The organism is Paenibacillus sp. FSL R5-0914 (assembly GCF_038004525.1).
Lineage (GTDB): Bacteria > Bacillota > Bacilli > Paenibacillales > Paenibacillaceae > Paenibacillus_AQ.
Genome location: NZ_JBBORH010000003.1, coordinates 1,218,631 through 1,239,357 on the forward strand (window position 1 = coordinate 1,218,631; position 20,727 = coordinate 1,239,357).

Genomic DNA, 20,727 nt, shown 5'->3' on the forward strand with positions numbered 1-20,727 from the left:
ATTGATTAAAGCACATTCCGATTAGTGCGGCAACGCGACCGGAATGTGCTTTTTCGACGATACAGAATAAAACTTCCTGAATGGACGGATGAAGCCGGTAAGCCGTCCCGCGCTTCTAATGAGAATAAAGAAAACCAATTATATATTAAGCTCAAAAGAGATATAGAGAATATTTCTAATGAGGTGTTTAATTTTCGGAAAGAAGAAAAGTTATTAAACTTATCGGTCTCTTCTAAAATGTTGTTGTTAGAAGAATATGACGTGGAACTTGTAGAAATAGAAGAAACATTAAATATAAATTACAAGTTAGTTATTGCTGATCAAATACTTGAGTGTCCTTTGTGTAATTCACAAATAAAGCATAATCATACTAGTGGAGTCCTGAATAGTGGTGAAACAGAAAAAAATTTACAAAAGATTAGGAAGGAAATTGAAAGCAAAAAAACTTTAGTATCAGGATTAATAGAGACTGAAAATAAGAAAGTAGAAGAACTAAATAATGAGATATCAAATCTAAATCAAAAACGCGAAATTTTTGATGAAGCGATTAAGGTTTTCAGCAAGAAAACAGAAGTTCCGTTCCTTTCCCAAATAGAAACTTTAAATAGTATGATTAACAGACTGACAAGAGATCAAGAAATCTTTAAAGAAAGTATGAGGATTTACCATAAAATCGAGGAAAAAGAAGCTTCTATTATTTCTCTAGGGATTAAAGAAGAGAAATTGAAATTGAAACTAGCAGCGTTACAGGTTAAAGGTGCGGAAAAGGAAAAGATTATTAATTTCCTTGATCTTGAGTATCGTCAATTCATGATCAGATTGAAATATGAATTTCTTGAAGATACCTACATTAATAGAGAAAATTTCATTCCATATTATAATGGAGCTAGCGTTTATGCACATGAAAGTGGAGGATTGCTAGAAAGTATGCAGCTATCTTACTTAGGTGCTATTCTCAATAGCAAGGAAGCTGGTTTCGCTGTAGGACACCCAGGATTATTGTTGCTAGACTCAATTAGCAAGTATGTGGGTACTTTGAAGAAAGAAAATCAGGATTTAAATATTGCTGAAGGTCCAGTAAAAAAATCAAGTTAGAGATCCTGAAGTTTATGAAGAGTTTTATAAAATTTTAGTTGAATTAGGTGATCATCATCAAATAATTCTCGTTGAAAATACACCTCCAACCCAATTTGATAAGTTATTCACTAAATATACTTTTTACAATGGCGAGCATGGTCTAATAGATGAAGAAGCAAATGAAATAAAGGAATAGTGCTAATATATAATGGACCTTTTTAGATAAAAGCGATTGAAACATTTCATTCGCTTTTACTATCTAAAAATTAGGTAAGTAGAATATTTGCGTTCGCTGTATAGATGGTACGGTGAACCGTACCATAAATAGGGCGAAAAGTTGAGTTGAAGGTTGAAGCTTTAATGCTAAATATATCAGGAATAGTTCTCCATCATTTGATATAAATAATTTCGAAAGTCTTCAACATAGGTTTTGGGCTCTACAACTTTTAGATGAGTGCCGAAGCTTGCTAAAAGTTGAAATCCCATACGATTTTGTGGGACATAAATGGTTGCTAATAAAAATCCAGAACTATGGTCTTCAATACTTCTTCGACCATACCTTTCGATGATTTGATCTTTTATGCTAGGCGATATCCATGCCTTAATCGTGACGAATTCAGGTAGATAATTTGCTTCGTGTACTTGCTCTGACCAATCGTCTCTAGGATGAAACGCGCGTTCATCCATAGTAATATGATCGATCCGAGATAACTTGAAAGTTCGATATCCCTGTCGATGTAAACAGAATCCTTTCAAGTACCAACTCGATTCGCTAAAATGCAGCTCATAGGGCTCGACCATTCTATTCGTTACAGCCCCGTCCTTATCTGTATAATAAAACGAAGCCAGCCTCTTTTTTGAAATGGATTCTTGACATGTCTTTAAGGTTTCAAGAATCTCGGACCGACCTTCCCAATCATAAAACGACAGTTGAATGGAACGATTTAGAGACAATGGACTAACCATTGCCTCTATTTTATTTATCGTTCTTTCAACTTCTTCAGTACGGAGGATTTGTTCCAATCCGCCGAGCGCAGTTAATATATTCTGTAAATCGGAGCTGCTTAAAAGGCGTTTATCCACCTTGTATTCATCCATTATGCCGTAGCCCCCTTTGACCCCATTGACAGAGTAGATCGGGATATTCGATAAGCTCAATGTTTCCATATCGCGAAGGATCGTTCTTTTGGAGACATTGAATAGTTGTGAGAATTCCGTTGTAGAAACAACCTCTTTTTTCAGCAATATCATGATAATCGAAATGAGTCTCTCCACTTTGTCCATAATTGCCCTCTTTTTTTACATGATTTCAGAACGGTGACACCTTGATGTCACCTTTTATCCATTATACTACAAGTATCACAAGAAGGAGGTTTTAATTCAATGTTTAATCCAACCGATTTTCCCAAGCCCACCCTTATTTCAGCCAACGGTGTGGAACTCGAAGTGTTTGAAGCAGGCCGAGAAAACGCAGGAAAACCTATTGTACTCTGCCACGGCTGGCCAGAGCATGCCTTTTCTTGGCGCCATCAGATGGACGCACTTGCCGCAGCGGGCTACCATGTCATCGTCCCCAACCAGCGGGGTTACGGCAACTCATCCCGTCCGACCGAAGTAACAGACTATGACATTGAACACTTGTCGGGTGATCTCATCGCGCTTCTCGATCACTATGGATACGAGGACGCTACCTTTGTCGGTCATGACTGGGGTGCATTCGTCGTTTGGGGACTGACCTTGTTGCATCCAAACCGAGTCAATAAAGTGATAAATCTGAGCTTGCCTTACCAAGTGCGCGGAGAAAAACCCTGGATCGAGTTCATGGAAGAAATACTTGGCGGCGATTTCTATTTCGTCCACTTCAATCGACAGCCAGGCGTCGCGGACGCCGTATTCGAAGACAATACATACAGGTTCCTTCGCAACCTGTACCGGAAGAACGAGCCTCTCAGAGCACCTGAGCCAGGTATGGCGTTGATCAATCTCGCCAGAGCAGAAACACCGCTCGGTGAGCCCGTATTGAGCGAAAGCGAGCTGGCCGTTTACGTCTCCGCTTTTGAAACATCAGGGTTCACGGGCAGCATAAATTGGTACAGGAACCTTGACCGCAACTGGCGCTTATTGGCGAAAGTGAACCCGATCATCCAGCAGCCGACCCTCATGATCTACGGCGACCGGGATGTGGTTGCGAAGTCTGAAAACCTGACAAAGTTCGTGCCCAATGTGGAAGTGGTCAATCTGGATTGCGGTCATTGGATCCAGGAAGAAAAGCCGGAAGAAACAAACCAAGCGATTTTAAAATGGCTGGAACAATGGGAGATGTAGTTTTTTTCAACAACCAAGAAGAGTTTAACGATTGGTTAGAAGAACATCATGCTGAAGCTAGTGAAATTTGGGTGGGCTATTTTGGGATAAGTACAGGGCGTGCAAGCCTTACTTGGTCTGCATCAGTAGATGCCGCTCTTTGTTTTGGGTGGATTGACGGTATACGAAAAACCATTGATAAACAAAGCTATAAGATTCGCTTTACTCCGCGCAAAGTAAATAGTGTATGGAGTGCTGTGAACGTAAAGAAGGTAAAAGCACTAATACAGCTTGGAAAGATGAGACCAGAAGGAATGCACGTCTTTAACAACAGAACCGATGCACAAGGCTATTCCTCTGAACAAAGAAACGTGGAACTTGCCAAAGAATATGAAGAACAAATCAAGGCCAATCAAACAGCCTGGCTATTCTTCACTAATTTATCACCATCCTATAAAAGAGATTCTATCTGGTGGGTAATGAGCGCCAAGAAAGAAGAAACACGATTAAGAAGGCTTGGAATATTGATCGCTTCATCTGAAGAAGGGCTAAAATTTCAACATTGCAAAAATAATATTACAGAATAAGGAAATACAAATAACAAAAGAATCGTTAAAAGGATTTTTGGTACTGCATAAATCTGGGTCTATTGTTTCCCTGATCTTTAGGAGAGAGGAGCTACTGTATTTCTCAATCATTTAGGGTTTAATTCTCATCAAAAGTCAGAACGTTTTAAATGCGAGGCATAAATCAAATCGCTAAATGAAGAAGGGATGAAACAGCTCATCCAAAATCGCAACCCCCTTCATTTTTATGGTACGGCCGACCCTCATGATCTATGGTGACCGGGATACGGTCCAGAGGTCTGAAAAACTGACAAAGTTCGTGCCTAATGCGGAAGTGGTCAATCTGGATTGCGGTCATTGGATCCAGCAAGAAAAGCCGGAAGAAACAAACCAAGCGATTTTGAGATGACTGGAAGAGCAGAATGATGCTGAATAGAGTCGCTTAGCAAGCAAAACTTAGAAAAACAATAAGGACACCCAAACAGGCAATGTCATTAAGTTAAGCTCAAAGGTAAGAACGGGAATAAAAATGGAATTCAAAACGGCATGGGAAAGCCCCGTGCCGTTTGTTTTTTACTTCACGCAAGGAAAAGGCGTATAACTAACAAAGCAGAAATACTGCAATAATTGAACAGGCGGAGAGAAAAGCATCGCTCTATGTTCTGTTCCAATCCAGTAAGATGCTCTTGGTACTGAAGAATGAGGGTAATAAGGACTTTCAAATTGATTAAGTGGCTTGCATACATGGTTTGCTGAAATGGGTTTTGTTTTGCCGCAACTAGCAGCCGTTGCACCCGTTGGTTAATCCAGTCCTCTGAACGCCCCCGTTTTGAAGAAAGCAGTTCTTTCATCTTAGATTTGAGTGTGTTTTCATCCGTCTGTAATACTGAATATGAGGTTGGGAATTCACTTAAAAACTGTAATGAAATACCGGAATACATAGCTCCAAAGACACCTTTGTAAGCAGGGAAAACCTGATCTAAAACAGCTTGGAATTGTAGTTTAGTTTGTACACACATCTTTGAAAGAGACTCATATTGTCTTGTAAGATAGCGCAGATTGAGAAGTTGCACACCTCTTTTCTTAAACGGTTCAAATTCTTCTTTGTAGTACAGCTCTCCCAATAGGTAAGCGTCAGCAGCATCCGTCTTTACTTTACGAAGTTGAGACTTCCTAAGCCGATTTGAGATGAGCGGATTAATAACAATATAAATATAATGATGTTCCTCTAGGAACTGAACAACGGGACTTTGATAATGACCGGTTGCTTCTAGAATAAGCAAAGGACGTTGTTGAGATGCAAATTCAACTTCTGTTAAAACTTGAAGGAAATTTGCTAAACCATCTCGAGTGTGCTCGAAGTGGAATATCCCTTGGAATGGCTTTCCGCGCTCTAGAAAGGCTTGTCCATGGCTTTCTTCTTTAGAAATATCTAGACCGATAACTGGATTCATTTCATCTCCCCTTGTAAGTGTAGATTCACCGGCATCCCCTAAGGTTGATCTTTTTGTCGCTCCATAGCATCGCTTGTTATACGGGATCTTACGTCCCAACCAGCCTCAATCATGGTCATGACAAGTAGGGGTGAACATTATAGCTCTCGGGATCAAGTCCCACGGGCAGGTACGTTCGACCAGGCTACTTTAATCCTCTATGCAAATGAAAAAAGGATCAACCAGAAAGAACTGGTTGATCTCATAATACGAACGGGCAGGAGAGTTGAAGATCAAACGCGGGGAACCGTATCACAAGTGATGGTAAAGCAGAGGTATGTGTTAAGGGTAGAGGCGTGGATGTTAAATGTCCATGTGGGGCTTAAGTATACATATTCGATGCATATGGAGTGCGGAAACATATTACATCATTTAATGGGGACGAACTGGGGACAAACGCTGTCACCAAGTATCATAAAAGAATTGTTTATATCCTCTGACAGTCGTAGGAAATGCTTGCATAATAAGGATTATTCCTGCATTAGCATTCTAAAACCTAGACCATCTCTATCGCTAGCAGCGATGAGGTCAGGGATTCGATCCCCCTTGGCTCCACCAAACATCATATGGACTCTTAGCTCAGTTGGTAGAGCAGTAGATTCTTAATCTATTTGTCCAGGGTTCGAGCCCCTGAGAGTCCATCCTAAAGAAACGGCAGAAATGCCGTTTTTTTTGTTTTGTGGAGAGTGGAGTGGCTTTTTATTAGGTTTCTTTCATGGAATAGTTTGGAGAGAAAAAATGTGCAATGCAAGCGAGCCGTGTGGAAACACGACTGCCGGTGCAATAGCCGCTTTTCGAAGGATCAAACAGGAAATAGACTGTATTCCTTTGCGAGAGGGCGGTCTTTTTTTTTGTGCTGAGGTAAGATCCGGTGCTCTCTCCCGGTACATCGACGACCTCAAGACCAGGCAATGCTTCATCAAGTCAACAATAGACTCTAGTCGGGACGAGCGACTTAGGTTAATATGAAAGCGCAAACATGTTTTCTGGAAGTCTTGAAAGCTACAATTTAGCAACAGAGCATAAAGGTAATCTGAACGGAGGATAAGATGGAAAACTGGTTGGGTAAATCGTTAAAGCAGAAGCTGAGCTTGTTGATTATTATTTCGGTATTGGTACCGGTGTTGTCTCTGGGACTGTTCTCCTATTATATTGCTGAAAGCTTAACGGAAGAGAAAGCGAAAAGTTCAGGCATGAACACGCTTCGGCAAATTGGGGCCTATTTGGAAAATATGGTGAGCGATGTTGAGAATCTATCACTATTCCTCATCGGCCACCCTGATGTCCAAAGCTATTTGAAAACACCGGAACACGATTTGCTAAAGCAAACCTCGATCGTTAATTTACTTACAACATTATCGATTTCCAAACCATATATCGCCAATGTCATGATCGAATCGAATGAAGATAATAAGCCGTCGGTTTCCTTCAGATCCGTCCTCGAATCAGAATGGGCCGATATTCAGAGCGAATATCCCAGTTATTATGAGAAATATCCTAAATGGTGGTCTCCGGTACATCACTTCGTTACATCGGACGGCAAAGAGGATGTCATTACGATGTCACGGCCGATTCGCAGCACATCAAAATATTACGATATCGGCATGCTTAAAATTAGCTTGACGCAATCGGTTATCTCTAGCCATTTAAAGCAAGCTGGACTAGAGGGTGAAGGCGTCGCCCTGCTGTTGGACGAACAAAATCGGATATTGGCTGGGCCGGAAGGGTATTCGACTAACAAGAACTTGAACGATTATTTTCCCGGAATAGTTGAATTCAAGGGTAAGTCGGGCTCGTTCGATTACCGAGAAGCGGAGGAGCGGAGTACAGTATTATACTATCAGATGCCGAATGTTAACTGGAGGCTCGTAGGCATCATTCCGGCAAAAGCTTACAGAGCGCAGAATCAGTATTTTTTAACGTTAACTGCAATTGCAGTCAGCATTTCCATGCTTTTTGTCATCGCTTTTGTACTTGTACTTATTCAAAAGGTGACGAAACCGTTGTCTGCATTAACGAAGTTTCTTAGGAATTCCAGCCCAGACGAGCCGCTGCCGACGTTGCCCGTCACATCGATCGATGAGGTTGGACAGCTGATTATTAGCTATAATCGGATGAGCTCGCGAATTATTAATCTAACCGATGAGGTGAAGCACAACGAAGCGTTGAAGAAGGAAGCGGATATGTCGGCACTTCAAGCGCAGATCAATCCACATTTTCTATATAATACGTTATCGTCAGTCCACTGGATGGCGCTAATGAAGGGAGACGAAAAAATCGCGGATATGGTCGGCTCATTGAGTGATTTTCTTCGGTTCAGCTTAAATAAAGGACAGGAATATTGTGCAATCAGCCAAGAAATTTTGCATGTAGATCATTATGTGAAGATCCAGTCCATTCGATATCCGGATAAATTTGATTACGAGGCGAATATTCCGGCGGAGCTGCTCGATATGAGAATGCTGAAGCTGCTGCTCCAGCCGCTAATTGAAAATGCGATGATTCATGGCATTTTGAAAAGAGAGGGTAAAGGAAGCATTATCGTTAAAGCAATGTCAGCGGGAGAGCAAATAACCTTTATTGTTCAGGATGACGGTGTAGGCATGAGCAGGGAAAGATTGGAGCTGTTGAGGGAGAAGGTAAGCGCAAACTTGGGCATTGATCCGCTGAAGAATAATGACTCGGCAGGCAGCAGCTACGGATTGCGCAACGTGCATAATCGGCTGCAGCTTCATTATGGGCATGAAGCCGGTTTGCGGATCGAAAGCGTAGAAGGAAGCGGCACTAAAGTTAGTTTTACCATTATACCGATCCAATCAGAAATCAAATAGGCTACAACCTTTGTGGGAAGGAAGGAGAATCTGTACATGAAGCTGTTAATTGTAGATGACGAAGTCATTATTAGGACCGGCCTTAGCACGGTTATTAAATGGGAAGAGAATGGCATTGAGCTGCTCGCGCCGGCTGCTTCCGCGGAGGAAGCGCTGATGCGCATTCCGATAGAGTGTCCTGACATCATTCTAACCGATATTCGGATGACGGGAATGACGGGATTGGAATTGTCTCGCGAGGTTAAGCGGAATTTTCCATACATTGAAATTATTATATTGTCTGGATTCGATGATTTCGCATATGCACAGCAAGCGATGCGGGAAGGAATAAGTGATTATTTGCTTAAAAATAGCCGTCCTGGCGATATCATGACTGCGGTTATGCGCGTGAAGCAGCGTATCGTCAGCAGACGGGAGGCCGTGCTTCAAGAAGCCATCCATCAAACGGCGTTCCGTTGGAAGCAACTAGATCGGTTTCTTCGCGGGGACAATCTCCTGACGGAGCGTGAAAGTGAGGAACTGTTGATCTATTATCCTGAGCTGAGGCTCGGATCGGATATGGAGAAGCTAGAGCTATGGCTAGTTACATCTGCGTCTCCACTGACAATGAAGGAGGAGACGGAAAGTGAAATGAATGAGGCGGCTGCGATGATTAGGAATTCACTTGGCTGCGTCATTCTGGATTGGGAATATGGATGGCTGCTTATTTTCCGCAGGGGGCAGCCGGGCGCGAAGCGATTGGTTAAGGCGTCGATGGAGCGGGCGGAGCGCGTTTATTGCCAGCCTTTTTTTGCCGCATGCGGTGTATGGGCCAGCAACGTGGTAGAACTGAGGGAGTCACTTCGCACCGCCGAACAAACCGCCTCGTACCGCTGGTTGGCAGAGGAAGCAAGAATGCTGGCCTATGAGGATATTAAAGATCGGAAAGGAATGCAGACCGTTTGTACGGAAGAAGTGGAGAGTAAGCTAACCGCCGTTCTGAGAAGCGGGAGCCGAGAGGTCGTAAAACAGTGGATTAAAGGTGAACTGGTGAGCATTAGACAGGATGCGGAAGCGACGCCTTGTTCCGTTCAAGCGTATTTGCATTCCTTGATTGTTGGGGGGTACCGCTGGCTAGAGCGTGCAGCAGCGTCCGTTGGTCAATCGATGCCGAAGCTTCCACAGCTTGAACAGTTGGACATAAAGCTGCTTACTGCGAACCCAGAAGAAACTTTGCAGCAGATGCTGCTTGCGATCCATGCGCAGTATGAACGATTAAACGGCAGCAGGAATGAAGCCATTGACCGAACTGTAGCCTATATACGCGAGCATCTTGCAGACAGCTTGTCTTTGGCGCAAGTAGCGGCAAGCGTACATATGAATCCAAACTATTTTAGCAAGCTGTTTAAACAGGAAACAGGTAAAAACTATATTGAGTATGTAACGGAAGCGAGAATGGAATGGGCTAGCCGTTTGTTGAAGGAAACGCCGGCGAAGGTGAGCGAGATCGCTAAGCGGGTAGGATACGAGGATATGAAGCATTTTAACCAGCTATTTAAGCGTTACAGTGGCGAAACTCCTTCGCAATACCGTTCAAGATGAATCGACGAAGGTGAAAATACCCCCCGTATGGGCTTAATTTTCCCCCCTACGACTTCTCGTCTGTCTTATCTATACTAGGGTTATTACTAAAGGGGGAATATTTGAATGAAGAAGAGACTTGCGTTTGTAACGACAATTATCTTGATGATTGCCCTTTTGGCAACCGCTTGCAACAATAGCGGAAAAAAGGAGCAGAGCAATGAAGACAATAAAAGCTCTGGAGAAAAAACGAAAATTTCAATATGGCATAACTTCGCGGGTGACGACCTTCGTGCCAAAGCGGTTAGAGACCTGATTGACAAGTATAAAGAGGAGCATCCAGACGTTGAGGTAGACGCGCAAGCGATCCCGGTTGACGGTTATCGTCAACGCCTAAGCACAGTTGCTGCGGCAAATGAAATGCCAGATGTATTTTTCGTTTATGCGGGCAGCCAATCCCAAGAGTTCTATGATGCCGGTAAGCTTCAACCGATTACAGAGTTGATGGATAAATACCCAGAATGGAAGAATAGTTTCTTGGCAGGGGCATTCGACCGCTATGAGTTTGAAAAAGGACAAATTTTCACAGCGCCGCTCGGTATGTCCGCAACTTCGTTCATGTATTATAACAAAGATCTTTTCGAGAAGCATAGTGTAAAAGTGCCGACGACTTGGGAAGAGATGATGACTGCAATTAAAACGTTCAACGACAACGGCATTACGCCGATTGCCCTCGGCAATAAAGCGCCATGGGTTGCACAATCGACGATTATCGGTTCGTTGGCTGACCGCGTGACGGGCACGGAATGGTTCTTGAAAGCTGCAGCTCAAGATGGAGCGTCTTTTACAGATCCTGTGTTCATTGATGCTTTGGGCAAGTACAAAGAGCTCGTTGACAATAAAGCGTTTCAAGATGGCGCAAACAGCATCGACAACACGCAAGCAGAGCAATACTTCATTCAAGGCAAGGCAGCTATGATGATTAACGGCGCATGGTCGCTTACGAATCTTGCAGCATCCGCAACTCCTGAGCAGTTGGCACCTATCGAAGTCACAACAATGCCTGGCATAGAAGGTGGAGCAGGCAAACCGAATACGATTTCCGGTGGCGCAGGCGCAGGCTTCGCGCTTAACAAAAATACAAAAGGCGCACAGAAGCAGGCAGCGCTTGATCTGATCTACGCAGTAAGCGGACCGGATGGCCAAAAGGCGATCGCAGAAAGCAACTCAATGGTTATGTACAAAGTAGAACTGGATAAGTCGAAAGTAAGCCCGCTTTACTTCAAAGCTTATGAATTGGCTGTGAATTCTGAAATTACGCCGGTATATGACGCCTATTTATCTGCTGAAGCAGGCGAAGTGATCAACAACGGTCTTCAAGAGCTTATGATGGGCGGTAAGCCGGAGGATGTAGCTAAAAAACTGCAGGATGCGCAAGCGCGTTCGACTAAAAAGTAATCAGACAAAAGTACGTAAAGGAGGCTGTCGCCATGCCTGCATCATTGCGCAGCAGAAGCTTCGTCATCATGGCGCTGCTTCCTGCACTACTCATCTTTATCATCTTTGCGATCGTTCCGATTTTTTGGTCAGCTTACTACGGTTTCTTTGAGTGGAAGGGACTCGGTGCTGCTAAGCTTATCGGGTTGGATAATTATCGAATGATACTAGAGGATCCAGTATTCTGGAGAGCACTGAAAAACAACCTGATCCTTGTTGTCTCGGCAGTAATAGGTCAAGTATCGGTCGCATTGCTGCTGTCATTGTTCTTGCTCAAGAACACGATGTTCAATCGGTTGATGCGCTCCGCTGTATTTCTCCCGATGGTGCTGTCTACAGTCGTCGTCGGTCTCATCTGGGGCTATATTTATCACCCGCAAATCGGTTTGCTGAATCAATTATTGGAGACGCTGGGACTGGAATCTTGGCGCCGGCCTTGGCTAGACGACCCTAAAATCAATATGTTTGCCGTATCGATCCCGATTAACTGGGCGAATATCGGCCCGTATCTTATCATTTTCATCGCTGCACTCCAAAATATCTCTTCAGAAATTGAAGATGCTGCGAAGATCGACGGGGCGGTAGCCTGGAGAAAGCTATTTTTCGTGACGCTCCCGATAATTTGGGGAACAGTTGTTGTAACCATCGTACTGTGCATATCTGGAAGTTTGAAGGCATTCGACCATGTTATCGTCATGACGCGCGGCGGTCCTGCACAATCGACAGAATTGCTCGCCACATATATGTACAATAACACCTTTACGGTATACCGTTACGGCTACGGCTCTGCGGTATCCACAATGATTATTCTGATTAGCGCCGTGCTCATTGGCCTAAATCATATCATCACGAAGAGACGCGGCTAATGGGCGGTCGGCTAATGTTAGCCCGGCCGATGAAGGAGTGAATCGCTATGCAAGCAATGATAGACGCTCGGTCGGAGAAGATGAGAGGCTCGCTGTGGCGTAAGCCGATTTCCGGAATTGCGAAAATCATCCTGTTATTTTATGCCATAATTACATTGTATCCGCTATACTGGTTAGGAATAAGTGCATTCAAGTCAAATCAGGAATTTTTCAATCGTCCCTATTCCTGGCCGCAGCAATGGCAGTTCGACAATATAACCCGGGCATGGGATCTCGGAAATATGGGCCGGGCGGTGCTCAACTCCACAATTGTTACCCTTTCAGCACTGCTGCTGACCATTGTGCTCGGTATGCTTGCAGCTTATGTACTTGCTCGGTTCCCATTCAAGTTGAGTGGCGTTATAAAAGGATTGTTCTTGCTAGGCATGCTCATTCCAATTCATAGCACACTCGTTCCATTGTTTATTTTCATGAACAAGCTCGGGATGCTGAATACGTACTGGTCACTCATCCTACCGTATACGGCATTTGAATTACCAATTGCGATCTTCCTTGGAATGTCCTACATCGTATCCATTCCGAGAGAAGTAGAGGAAGCGGCGATGATCGACGGCAACGGCTGGTGGGGAATCTTCGGACGCATCATTTTCCCATTGTCCCTGCCGATCGTCGCTACGATTACAATTCTTGCATTTTTGAGGTTTTGGAATGATTTCTCCTTCGCGCTCGTCTTTATTAATTCTCAAGCGTTGAAGACGCTGCCCCTCAGCTTGTCGCTCTTCTCCGATGGATTCGGAACGGACTACAGCTTAACGATGGGCGCGATGTTTATTGCTGCAATACCAACCATTCTCATCTTTTTGATCTTCCAAGAGCAAATTATGAAAGGCATGGTAGCAGGCTCGGTCAAAGGTTAACACCCTTGATCGAGTTTTTGGTGTAATTTTATATATATTTCATTTTTGTGGAGGGATTGATAGTGAAGTTACATTTTATAGGAGAATTGAGCGAGCTTCAATCAGGACTTCGGTTGCTGCTTGCCGAACTTAAGTCAGAATGGTCGGAGGATGGAATTCCCGTTTTAATAGAACCGTCTTCAGGAGAACTGGAAGTTGGTTATGATGGTAAAAGCGCTTATATTCGTTACGGCGCTAAACATCAATTTTTTCGAGGCTTGGGACTGTTGATTCAGAAGATTAGGGGCGGAGAGAGCTTTCAAATTACAGAGCAACAACAATTCGATGTGATCGGTCCGATGTTTGATTTATCGCGCAATGGAGTGCTAACCGTTGAAAGCTTCAAGTTTATGCTGCGTAAAATGGCGCTGATGGGCTTGAATAGCGTCATGCTCTATTTGGAAGACACTTACGAGATAGAAGACGAGCCATATTTCGGCTACATGCGCGGCCGCTACACGGCGGCGGAGTTGAAGGAAATCGACGATTACGCCGATCAATTCGGCATTGAAGCGTTCCCGAGCATTCAAACACTGGCTCATTTGGAGGAGTTTTTGAAATGGGAGCCGGTAAAGGAATATAAAGATACAAAAGGCGCGTTGCTAGTTGGAGCGGAGAAGACCGATCGTCTGGTCGAAAATATGATTGTCAGCATTAGCGCGCCGTTCCGCAGCCGGAAAATCCACATCGGCATGGATGAAGCGGAAGAGCTTGGACGCGGTAAATTTTTGGATCGCAATGGACATATGAACCGTTTTGATATTATGACAGGCCATCTGGAGCGGGTGCTCGCAGTAACTCGACGCTTAGGGTTGAAACCGATGATGTGGAGCGATATGTTCCTGAAGCTGGCTTCAGCTAACGGTGAAGATTATTATGGCCATGAGACGCAAATATCAGAGGACATGTCGAGCCGCATTCCTAAGGACATAGATATGGTTTACTGGGACTATAACCACGTCGAGGAGAAGGACTACGAAACATTGATCGCCAAACACCGGCCGCTCGGTAATAATCTTATTTTTGCGGGTGCTGTGTGGGTATTCAATACGTTCGGCGTCAATTACGGGCTATCCTTGCCGGCGACCGATGCAGCGCTGACGGTATGCAAGAAGGAAGGCATCCGGGAAGTTTATGCGACGATGTGGGGTGACGACGGAATGGAGAGCAATCCGTACATTGCTTTGCTCGGCTTGCAGTTTTATGCGGAGCATGCTTATTCTTCGTCGACGCCGACTGACAAGGCGCTGGCCGAGCGCGTTCGGTTCTGCACCGGCATCGAGGCGGACGCTTACATGGGGCTGAAGTATTTGGACGAGACACCGGGAGCTGCACCAAATAATCAGAAGCAGAGCAATCCGTCTAAGTTTCTGTTGTATCAGGATGTACTGCTGGGGCTGTTCGACAAACAGATTGATGGGCTAGATATGGCGGCTCATTATGCATGGGCGGAAGGCGAAATTGCAAGCCGCAGAAAAGCTGAGGCAGAGCTAGATTACTTGTTTGAGGTGCCACAAAAGCTATGTGCGGTGTTGAAGCAGAAGAGCGAAATCGGTCTTGAGCTGAAGCGGGCTTATGACAGTGGAGACAAGGCAGTACTTAGGCGGATTGCAGAGGATGTTTTGCCCGAAATTTCGCTGGGTGTGCAAAATCTTCGCGCCGCACACCGGAAGCAATGGCTATCGATGTTCAAACCGTTCGGCTGGGAGGTGCTCGATATTCGTTACGGCGGTGTTGTAAGCCGGCTGGATACAGCGAGCATGAGGCTGTTAGAATATGCGGACGGAAAGCTCGAACGGATCGAGGAGCTGGAGCAGGAACGATTGCTGTATAGCACGACGAACCGTTTCACCGACAAAGGTGCAGGCTGGTGCAGCTATTATTACCGTATGGCGTCGCCTAACGTCTTTTTCCATGTGATCAATCCATTCTAGGTTGAAGAATTATTCTCAAGCAAATTGAAATCAAAGGTACTGGTCATGAAGTGATGGTTAGGGGCTCCGTTTTTTGTATATTTAATGTACAAGCAGTGGGAACGAGGATAAAATACGTGGTGAAGACTGTAAATGATTAGATATAAAGAAAGCTGTCGAGACATTCTCGACAGCCTGAGCAGCTCGTGTCCCCATATAGGGCGAGCTGTTTTTATTTTGTAAATCTTACTATTCGCAGTTGTTCCTTACCTTAGTTTACCAAGCCATTAGTAGCTTGTTTTTCTTTCCATACCATCGTAATTACAAGACCAATAAACATAATGACAGCCGCAAAGAGATATGGATAGTTGATGTTTACATCAAATAATACTCCGCCTAATGCAGGTCCGATGATATTACCAAGGCTAGTATAGGTTGAGTTCATGCCAGCGACAAAGCCTTGCTCTTTTTCAGCCGTTTTTGATAAATAGGTCGTTAGTGCTGGACGGAGTAGGTCAAATGCGAGAAAGATGAAGCAGGTTACTAGCAGAACAGTTAAATAGTTATTGATCATGGTGGAGGCTACAGCTAAGGCTACGCCAGCAATTAAGCAGAGTTGAATGAGCTTTTTTTCACCGAGCTTATCTACCATTTTACCGAATAAAAAGACCTGCACAACCACCCCGAAGATTGAGCTTATTGTAATGATGGTTGCAATATCCCGTGGAGTGAAGCCAAATTTATGATCAGAAAACAGGCTAAACACAGTTTCATATGCCGATAAGCCAAAGGCGAGGACAAACACTATAATAAACGCAATAATATATGCTGGATGAAACGAGCGTTTCAGATCAGTGATAAAGTTGGTGTCTTTTTTTAGTTTACTGATTTCCAAAAGCTGCTCTTTGGATAGTGGCTCTTTCAGAATAAATATCGACGAAATACAAGTGATTAAGGCGAAGCCAGCAGCAAAATAGAATGGAGCACGTATACCTAGTTCAGTAATAAATCCTCCGATTCCTGGGCCAATAATAAAACCGATACTAATGGCGGCAGAAACATAACCCATTGCCTTAGGTCTTTCCTCTACTGAGGTGATGTCCGCAACATAGGCAGTGACGGCAGGCATAATGAATGCACCAGCAATCCCTCCAAGAATTCTGGCGAAATAAAGAACGGATACATGTGTGCCTAAACCAAAGATTAATTCCGATGCACTGAAGAGCACTAAGCCGATAACGATCATTTTTTTTCTGCCGTAAGTGTCAATCCAGCGCCCTGCCAGAGGAGACATGAGTAATTGCGCGAATGCAAATGCTGCTACAAGATACCCCATCGTTTTACCTGACAAATGCATAATGTTCATAAAGGATGGCATAACAGGGACGATCAGCCCAACGCCTAGAAAAACAATGAATATGTTACTTAGTAGAATGAGTAAGACTGTTTTTTGTTCTTTCAATGGTTTCTTCATGAAGTAATACCTCTCTTTGTAGAATCACACCTGTGAAATACCTCTCCAAAATACGGTCCATGAGGCATTTAGTTTTTCATTTAAACGGATTTCATTATTGCCATACACAAGCTCTAGCATGATCGAATCAACTACACCTAAAAAGGCAAGCGTTGGGATGGAGGCTGCATCTTCCATGATGACTTTGGCATCGATCCAAGCTTGGAATTTACTTTCAAGTACGGGTTGAATCTTTTTCTCTGTGTCGATTACTTCTTCATCAATCGCTTTAGCAAGATGGGGCGGTGGAAAAAAAGAGATACGCAACCAAAACTTTAACTGCTCGTTCTTTTGAAACATATCAATGACCAATTGCAGATATCCTAATAAATCTGTTTTAGGATTTTGAGTCCCTACCTTACTCAAATATTGTAGTTTGGATGAGATTTCTGTCTCTTTGGCATCTTGTAGAACTTGCAGAAAAAGATCATCCTTCCCTTTGAAATGGGCATAAAGAGATTGTTTTTTCATCCCGACTTGCTCAGCAATTTGAGACAAAGAAGCCCCCTCATATCCATGAGTTGTGAAACATTTCAAAGCAATGTCTTTAATTTCTTTACTTTTCAAAAAAATCACCTCGATATTAACGAACGTTCGTCAGTTATACTATCAAATTAAATTATTTTATGCAAATGAATATTGTTTGAAAAGACGATTGACCGAACTAAAGGAGCTGATCCTAAAGTAGAACTTTCTACATTAATGTCAGCTCTTTTTCATTTTGAATCAACTCGTAAACGTTGTCGAAAACTGGGAAAAAACTCAGATTTAAAGATTAAGTGAATGGTTGTGTGTAATATTCTGAGTACTTTTGTCGCCATGCAGGAAGTAGCACAAATTTAAGGGAATATGTTGTTCAATATTCATGGTGAGGTAGAAGTGAGCGTTTATAAGTTATCTTTTAAAGGGGAGGGAACTTATGAGAAAAAATTGGCGGATGTCTAGCACATTGAGGCTTTTTTTTATACTTGTAGTCATTCTGCCGATCATCTTATTCTCCATCATTATTCTAAATATTTATAAGCGAGATATTCTTCAGCAAAATACATCACGATCTCAGCAAACGGCTCAAGCGATCTCCTATTCCGTTAGTCAGGAAATAAGGAGGTTGACGGGACTATTTGCTTCCATCGGTATGGACAGGGATGTGATGGCAAAGCTTTATGAAATTAATCGTAAGAGTGGAGTCGAGAAACAGCAGGCTTACTATGAGCTAAAGGTCTTAATAGAGAAGTACACGGCATCCATCTCAGGACGAGTACTGTCGGTGAACTTCCTATTTAAAGACCATCAATCCTATTCGTACTTAAAGAATTTGAATTTGGATGATTCTTATTTTCGCCAAAAAACGTGGTATGGGCAGGTGCTGAATAATCCCGATAGCGTTCATTTTCTGGGGATGATGCCCAATATTTTATATGGTAACTACAATCCTTACAATATGGTTGCTGCCCTATCTCCAAGTGTAATCAATCCTTTATCCCAGCTAGAAATGATTCTTTTTACGTTTGAGAGTAGTGCCTTTGATCATATTTTGCAGTCACGTGATAATACGGAATCCAGCCTTTTTATCGTCACAGAGGAAGGTCAAATTATCTCATCCAATACCCTTGCCTCTAGAGGGGGGGGATTCCAAATGCACTGGTTCGCAAATCGTGGGCCGCAGGAAAAAGGGTACGTTGTGGATGTTAATGGTGAAGATAGAAATTTGATAACCTACGCCAAGATTGATCAGACCGGATGGTGGCTTGTACAGTCTATTCCATATGCTGATCTAACAGCCAATTACCTTAGTGTGAATTATATCGTCTGGGTGTTTGCATTGATGATCATCTTAGCATTTATTCTTGTTTCATTTTACTTTGTATCTAATGTTACTAAGCCGTTAAATGAGCTTCTCCGGCAAATGGATCTGGTTACTGAAGGTGATTTAAACGCTAAATTTATGAGAACCGGCAGCCTGGAGCTAATTAAGCTTGGGCATTCTTTTAATCATATGACGGAACGTATTCAGGATCTGCTCTACCATCATGAAAGGCAAGAGGTGGAGAAGCGAAAGGCGGAGTTTGCAGCACTTCAGTCGCAGATCAATCCACACTTTTTAATAAATACACTCAATTCAATCAAGTTTATGGCTTTAATCAGTAAAGCAGATAACATACGGAATATGACGCATGCGCTAACTCGTCTGTTGGCTTCTTCTTTTAATCGAGGTGGAATTCTGACTACGATTGATGAGGAAATAGATCATTTAAAGAATTATTTGTATATCATGGAGATTCGTTTTGGTAGACCGATTCAAACGAGATGGGAAGTAGATGAGGATTTAGCAGGTTATTATATATTGAAATTGCTAATACAACCTATTTTAGAAAACAGTATTATTCATGGACTAAAGAATGTTGACTATCCTGGTATCATCGAAATCATAGTGAGCAAACAAGCGGAAGATCTTCTTATAACTATAGCTGATAATGGTGTAGGCATGTTGGATATGGATGCTCAGGAATATGACAGCGATGGTATACGCCATCAGCATTCTTTCAGTGGTATGGGAAACAGTAACGTTAATAAGCGAATTCAGCTACATTACGGGAGGCGTTACGGTTTAAAGTACGAGAAGAATAAACCTCAGGGAACGATAGTATCGATAAGACTACCGTTGATCGACACGCCGGAGGATGAGATGCAGGATCAGTTGTTAGGGGAGGGAGGATGAAGCAAAATGCTGCGGAGGATCATAAAAGATCATAGTCCAGAGGGAAAACATCATTCATGTGTAACTTCAGAGGAGGTATGATGGTATAAACTTTTTTTCGAAGGCTGTGATTAATAGAAGTGAAAATAATACTCCGTGTGTCCTTAATAGGGATCATTTCTCTTATTTTTGTAGGTGGCTTCTTCTCTTTAAGTAAGTTTAGTCCCAAAGGAGGGGCAATAGAGCAACAACAGGGAAAGGTGAATCTGGATCAACCGATTAAAATAAAATTCGGCATGTGGGAAGCGAAGACAGATATCAAATTTTGGACGGAAAAAGTAAGAGACTACTCTAAAATTAAGCCTAATGTAACGGTTGAAGTAGAGACAATTCCCGATAATAGCGGTCAGTATTTAAAGGTTCGTTTAGCAGCCAATGATTTGCCGGATATTTTTTACCTGAAGCCAGATGACCTACTCACTTACAAAGCAGTACTTCTTCCACTGGATGGATTAACCGCAGCAAAAAACAATAAATATCCCGCTAGATTAGATCATTCCATTCTTGGTCTACCACTTGTATCCTTCTCTGAATATGTCTATTACCATCCAAGTATCTTTCAAGAGGCCGGCGTAGAGATTCCGCAAACGATGGATGAATTTATGGATGTGATGATGAAGATTAAAGCGCATGGCAAATATATTCCGATTGCGATTGGCGGGAAAGAGAATTGGACGTTCTATCCTTTCACTGAGTTTGGGCCGCCTCTACTATCCAAGGATGAAAATTATTTATCTTCAATCGCACAGACGAAACGCCCTTTTGGAAAAGGTTCTCCTTTCGAGAAAGCAGCAGTGATGATTAAGAAAATAGCAGAGAATGAACTAGCAGGGCCCGATGCACTCAATATTGGTGTGGATCAGGCAACGCTGCTGTTTCAAAATAATAAAGCGGCTATGCTTGCACTCGGTCAGTGGTATCTTAGAGATCATTTATCCAAAATGAAGGATGATAAAGATTTAGATGCGTTCACATTGCCCTGGAGAGAGACAACTTCAGAGCGTTTGCAGGCAATCACTATGCCAGATCAATATATGGCGATCAATAAAAACTCCAAAAATACGGAAGAAGTTAAAGCATTTTTGGAGTGGGTATTTAGCCGGGATGTTTACCAAGTGTATATTAATTATTCGCAAAATTCATCGACAGTGATCAATATTGAATCATTCCTGCCGTTCTTCAACAATGTTCAAGAGAAGCACCCCTTTGAGCCGTTTATGTACCTGGGGATCGATGAGAAGTTTGAAAAAGTAAAAAATGCCATACAGTTTGATGAAAAGAAGGCTGCACAAGAAATTTTTTCAGGTGCTGAGGTGTCCGATATTCAAGAAAAATTGAATGATGATTGGGAGATAGCGGTTGAGGCTTTGAGGTAATCCTATAGATCAATTAT

At 43.0% G+C, this 20,727-nt stretch carries 15 protein-coding genes and 1 tRNA gene; 12 read left to right on the forward strand and 4 right to left on the reverse strand.

The features are described from left to right. Positions 1-24 precede the first annotated feature (24 nt). Positions 25-1,095 carry a coiled-coil domain-containing protein gene (locus MKX60_RS28605; RefSeq protein ID WP_143764009.1) on the forward strand — a complete coding sequence of 357 codons (1,071 nt, stop codon included), beginning with the start codon at positions 25-27 and terminating at the stop codon, positions 1,093-1,095. A 354-nt stretch (positions 1,096-1,449) separates the two neighbouring features. Here MKX60_RS28605 and MKX60_RS28610 read toward each other — a convergent pair whose 3' ends face one another. After that, the gene (locus MKX60_RS28610) at positions 1,450-2,361 is read right to left on the reverse strand and encodes a helix-turn-helix transcriptional regulator (RefSeq protein ID WP_341061642.1); all 912 of its coding nucleotides are present in this window, start codon (positions 2,359-2,361) and stop codon (positions 1,450-1,452) included. 99 nt (positions 2,362-2,460) lie between these two features. Here MKX60_RS28610 and MKX60_RS28615 point away from each other — a divergent pair, with 99 nt between their 5' ends. Then, on the forward strand, positions 2,461-3,402 hold the full coding sequence (locus MKX60_RS28615) for an alpha/beta fold hydrolase (RefSeq protein ID WP_341061643.1): 942 nt from the start codon (positions 2,461-2,463) through the stop codon (positions 3,400-3,402). Further along, positions 3,378-3,968 carry a YdeI/OmpD-associated family protein gene (locus tag MKX60_RS28620; protein WP_256721570.1) on the forward strand — a complete coding sequence of 197 codons (591 nt, stop codon included), beginning with the start codon at positions 3,378-3,380 and terminating at the stop codon, positions 3,966-3,968. The genes MKX60_RS28615 and MKX60_RS28620 overlap by 25 nt, the downstream gene beginning before the upstream one ends. A 557-nt stretch (positions 3,969-4,525) precedes the next feature. Here the strand turns inward: MKX60_RS28620 and MKX60_RS28625 are convergent. Continuing rightward, positions 4,526-5,401 carry an IS110 family transposase gene (locus MKX60_RS28625; protein ID WP_256716424.1) on the reverse strand — a complete coding sequence of 292 codons (876 nt, stop codon included), beginning with the start codon at positions 5,399-5,401 and terminating at the stop codon, positions 4,526-4,528. Between the two features lie 607 nt (positions 5,402-6,008). Here MKX60_RS28625 and MKX60_RS28630 point away from each other — a divergent pair. From MKX60_RS28630 to MKX60_RS28660, 7 genes are all read left to right on the forward strand, one after another. Further along, a tRNA-Lys gene (locus MKX60_RS28630) sits at positions 6,009-6,081 on the forward strand. A 408-nt stretch (positions 6,082-6,489) separates the two neighbouring features. Beyond that, positions 6,490-8,271, forward strand: a complete 1,782-nt coding sequence (locus MKX60_RS28635; protein WP_341061644.1) for a sensor histidine kinase — start codon at positions 6,490-6,492, stop codon at positions 8,269-8,271. A gap of 36 nt (positions 8,272-8,307) precedes the next feature. Further along, positions 8,308-9,852, forward strand: a complete 1,545-nt coding sequence (locus MKX60_RS28640; protein ID WP_341061645.1) for a response regulator transcription factor — start codon at positions 8,308-8,310, stop codon at positions 9,850-9,852. Positions 9,853-9,957: 105 nt separating this feature from the next. Continuing rightward, positions 9,958-11,289 carry an extracellular solute-binding protein gene (locus tag MKX60_RS28645; RefSeq protein WP_149644696.1) on the forward strand — a complete coding sequence of 444 codons (1,332 nt, stop codon included), beginning with the start codon at positions 9,958-9,960 and terminating at the stop codon, positions 11,287-11,289. Positions 11,290-11,321: 32 nt separating this feature from the next. Next, entirely contained in the window at positions 11,322-12,194 is an 873-nt protein-coding gene (locus MKX60_RS28650; protein WP_042186574.1) for a carbohydrate ABC transporter permease, read from the forward strand. Between the two features lie 56 nt (positions 12,195-12,250). Then, a complete protein-coding gene (locus MKX60_RS28655) occupies positions 12,251-13,111 on the forward strand; it encodes a carbohydrate ABC transporter permease (RefSeq protein WP_256716411.1) in 861 nt (286 codons plus the stop codon). Positions 13,112-13,173: 62 nt separating this feature from the next. Next, the gene (locus MKX60_RS28660) at positions 13,174-15,084 is read left to right on the forward strand and encodes a beta-N-acetylhexosaminidase (RefSeq protein WP_341061730.1); all 1,911 of its coding nucleotides are present in this window, start codon (positions 13,174-13,176) and stop codon (positions 15,082-15,084) included. Between the two features lie 250 nt (positions 15,085-15,334). Here the strand turns inward: MKX60_RS28660 and MKX60_RS28665 are convergent, their stop codons facing one another. Both MKX60_RS28665 and MKX60_RS28670 read right to left on the reverse strand, forming a co-directional pair. Beyond that, entirely contained in the window at positions 15,335-16,537 is a 1,203-nt protein-coding gene (locus tag MKX60_RS28665) for an MFS transporter (RefSeq protein WP_076283300.1), read from the reverse strand. 24 nt (positions 16,538-16,561) lie between these two features. Continuing rightward, positions 16,562-17,143: a TetR/AcrR family transcriptional regulator gene (locus MKX60_RS28670; RefSeq protein ID WP_076283299.1), complete on the reverse strand. Its 582-nt coding sequence runs from the start codon at positions 17,141-17,143 to the stop codon at positions 16,562-16,564. Between the two features lie 352 nt (positions 17,144-17,495). On the opposite strand from MKX60_RS28670, the gene MKX60_RS28675 reads away from it, so the two are divergent. Beyond that, on the forward strand, positions 17,496-19,295 hold the full coding sequence (locus MKX60_RS28675) for a cache domain-containing sensor histidine kinase (RefSeq protein ID WP_341061646.1): 1,800 nt from the start codon (positions 17,496-17,498) through the stop codon (positions 19,293-19,295). 119 nt (positions 19,296-19,414) lie between these two features. Next, positions 19,415-20,710 (forward strand): ABC transporter substrate-binding protein, encoded by a 1,296-nt coding sequence (locus MKX60_RS28680; protein WP_143759572.1) that lies wholly within the window; start codon positions 19,415-19,417, stop codon positions 20,708-20,710. The last annotated feature ends 17 nt before the right edge of the window (positions 20,711-20,727 follow it).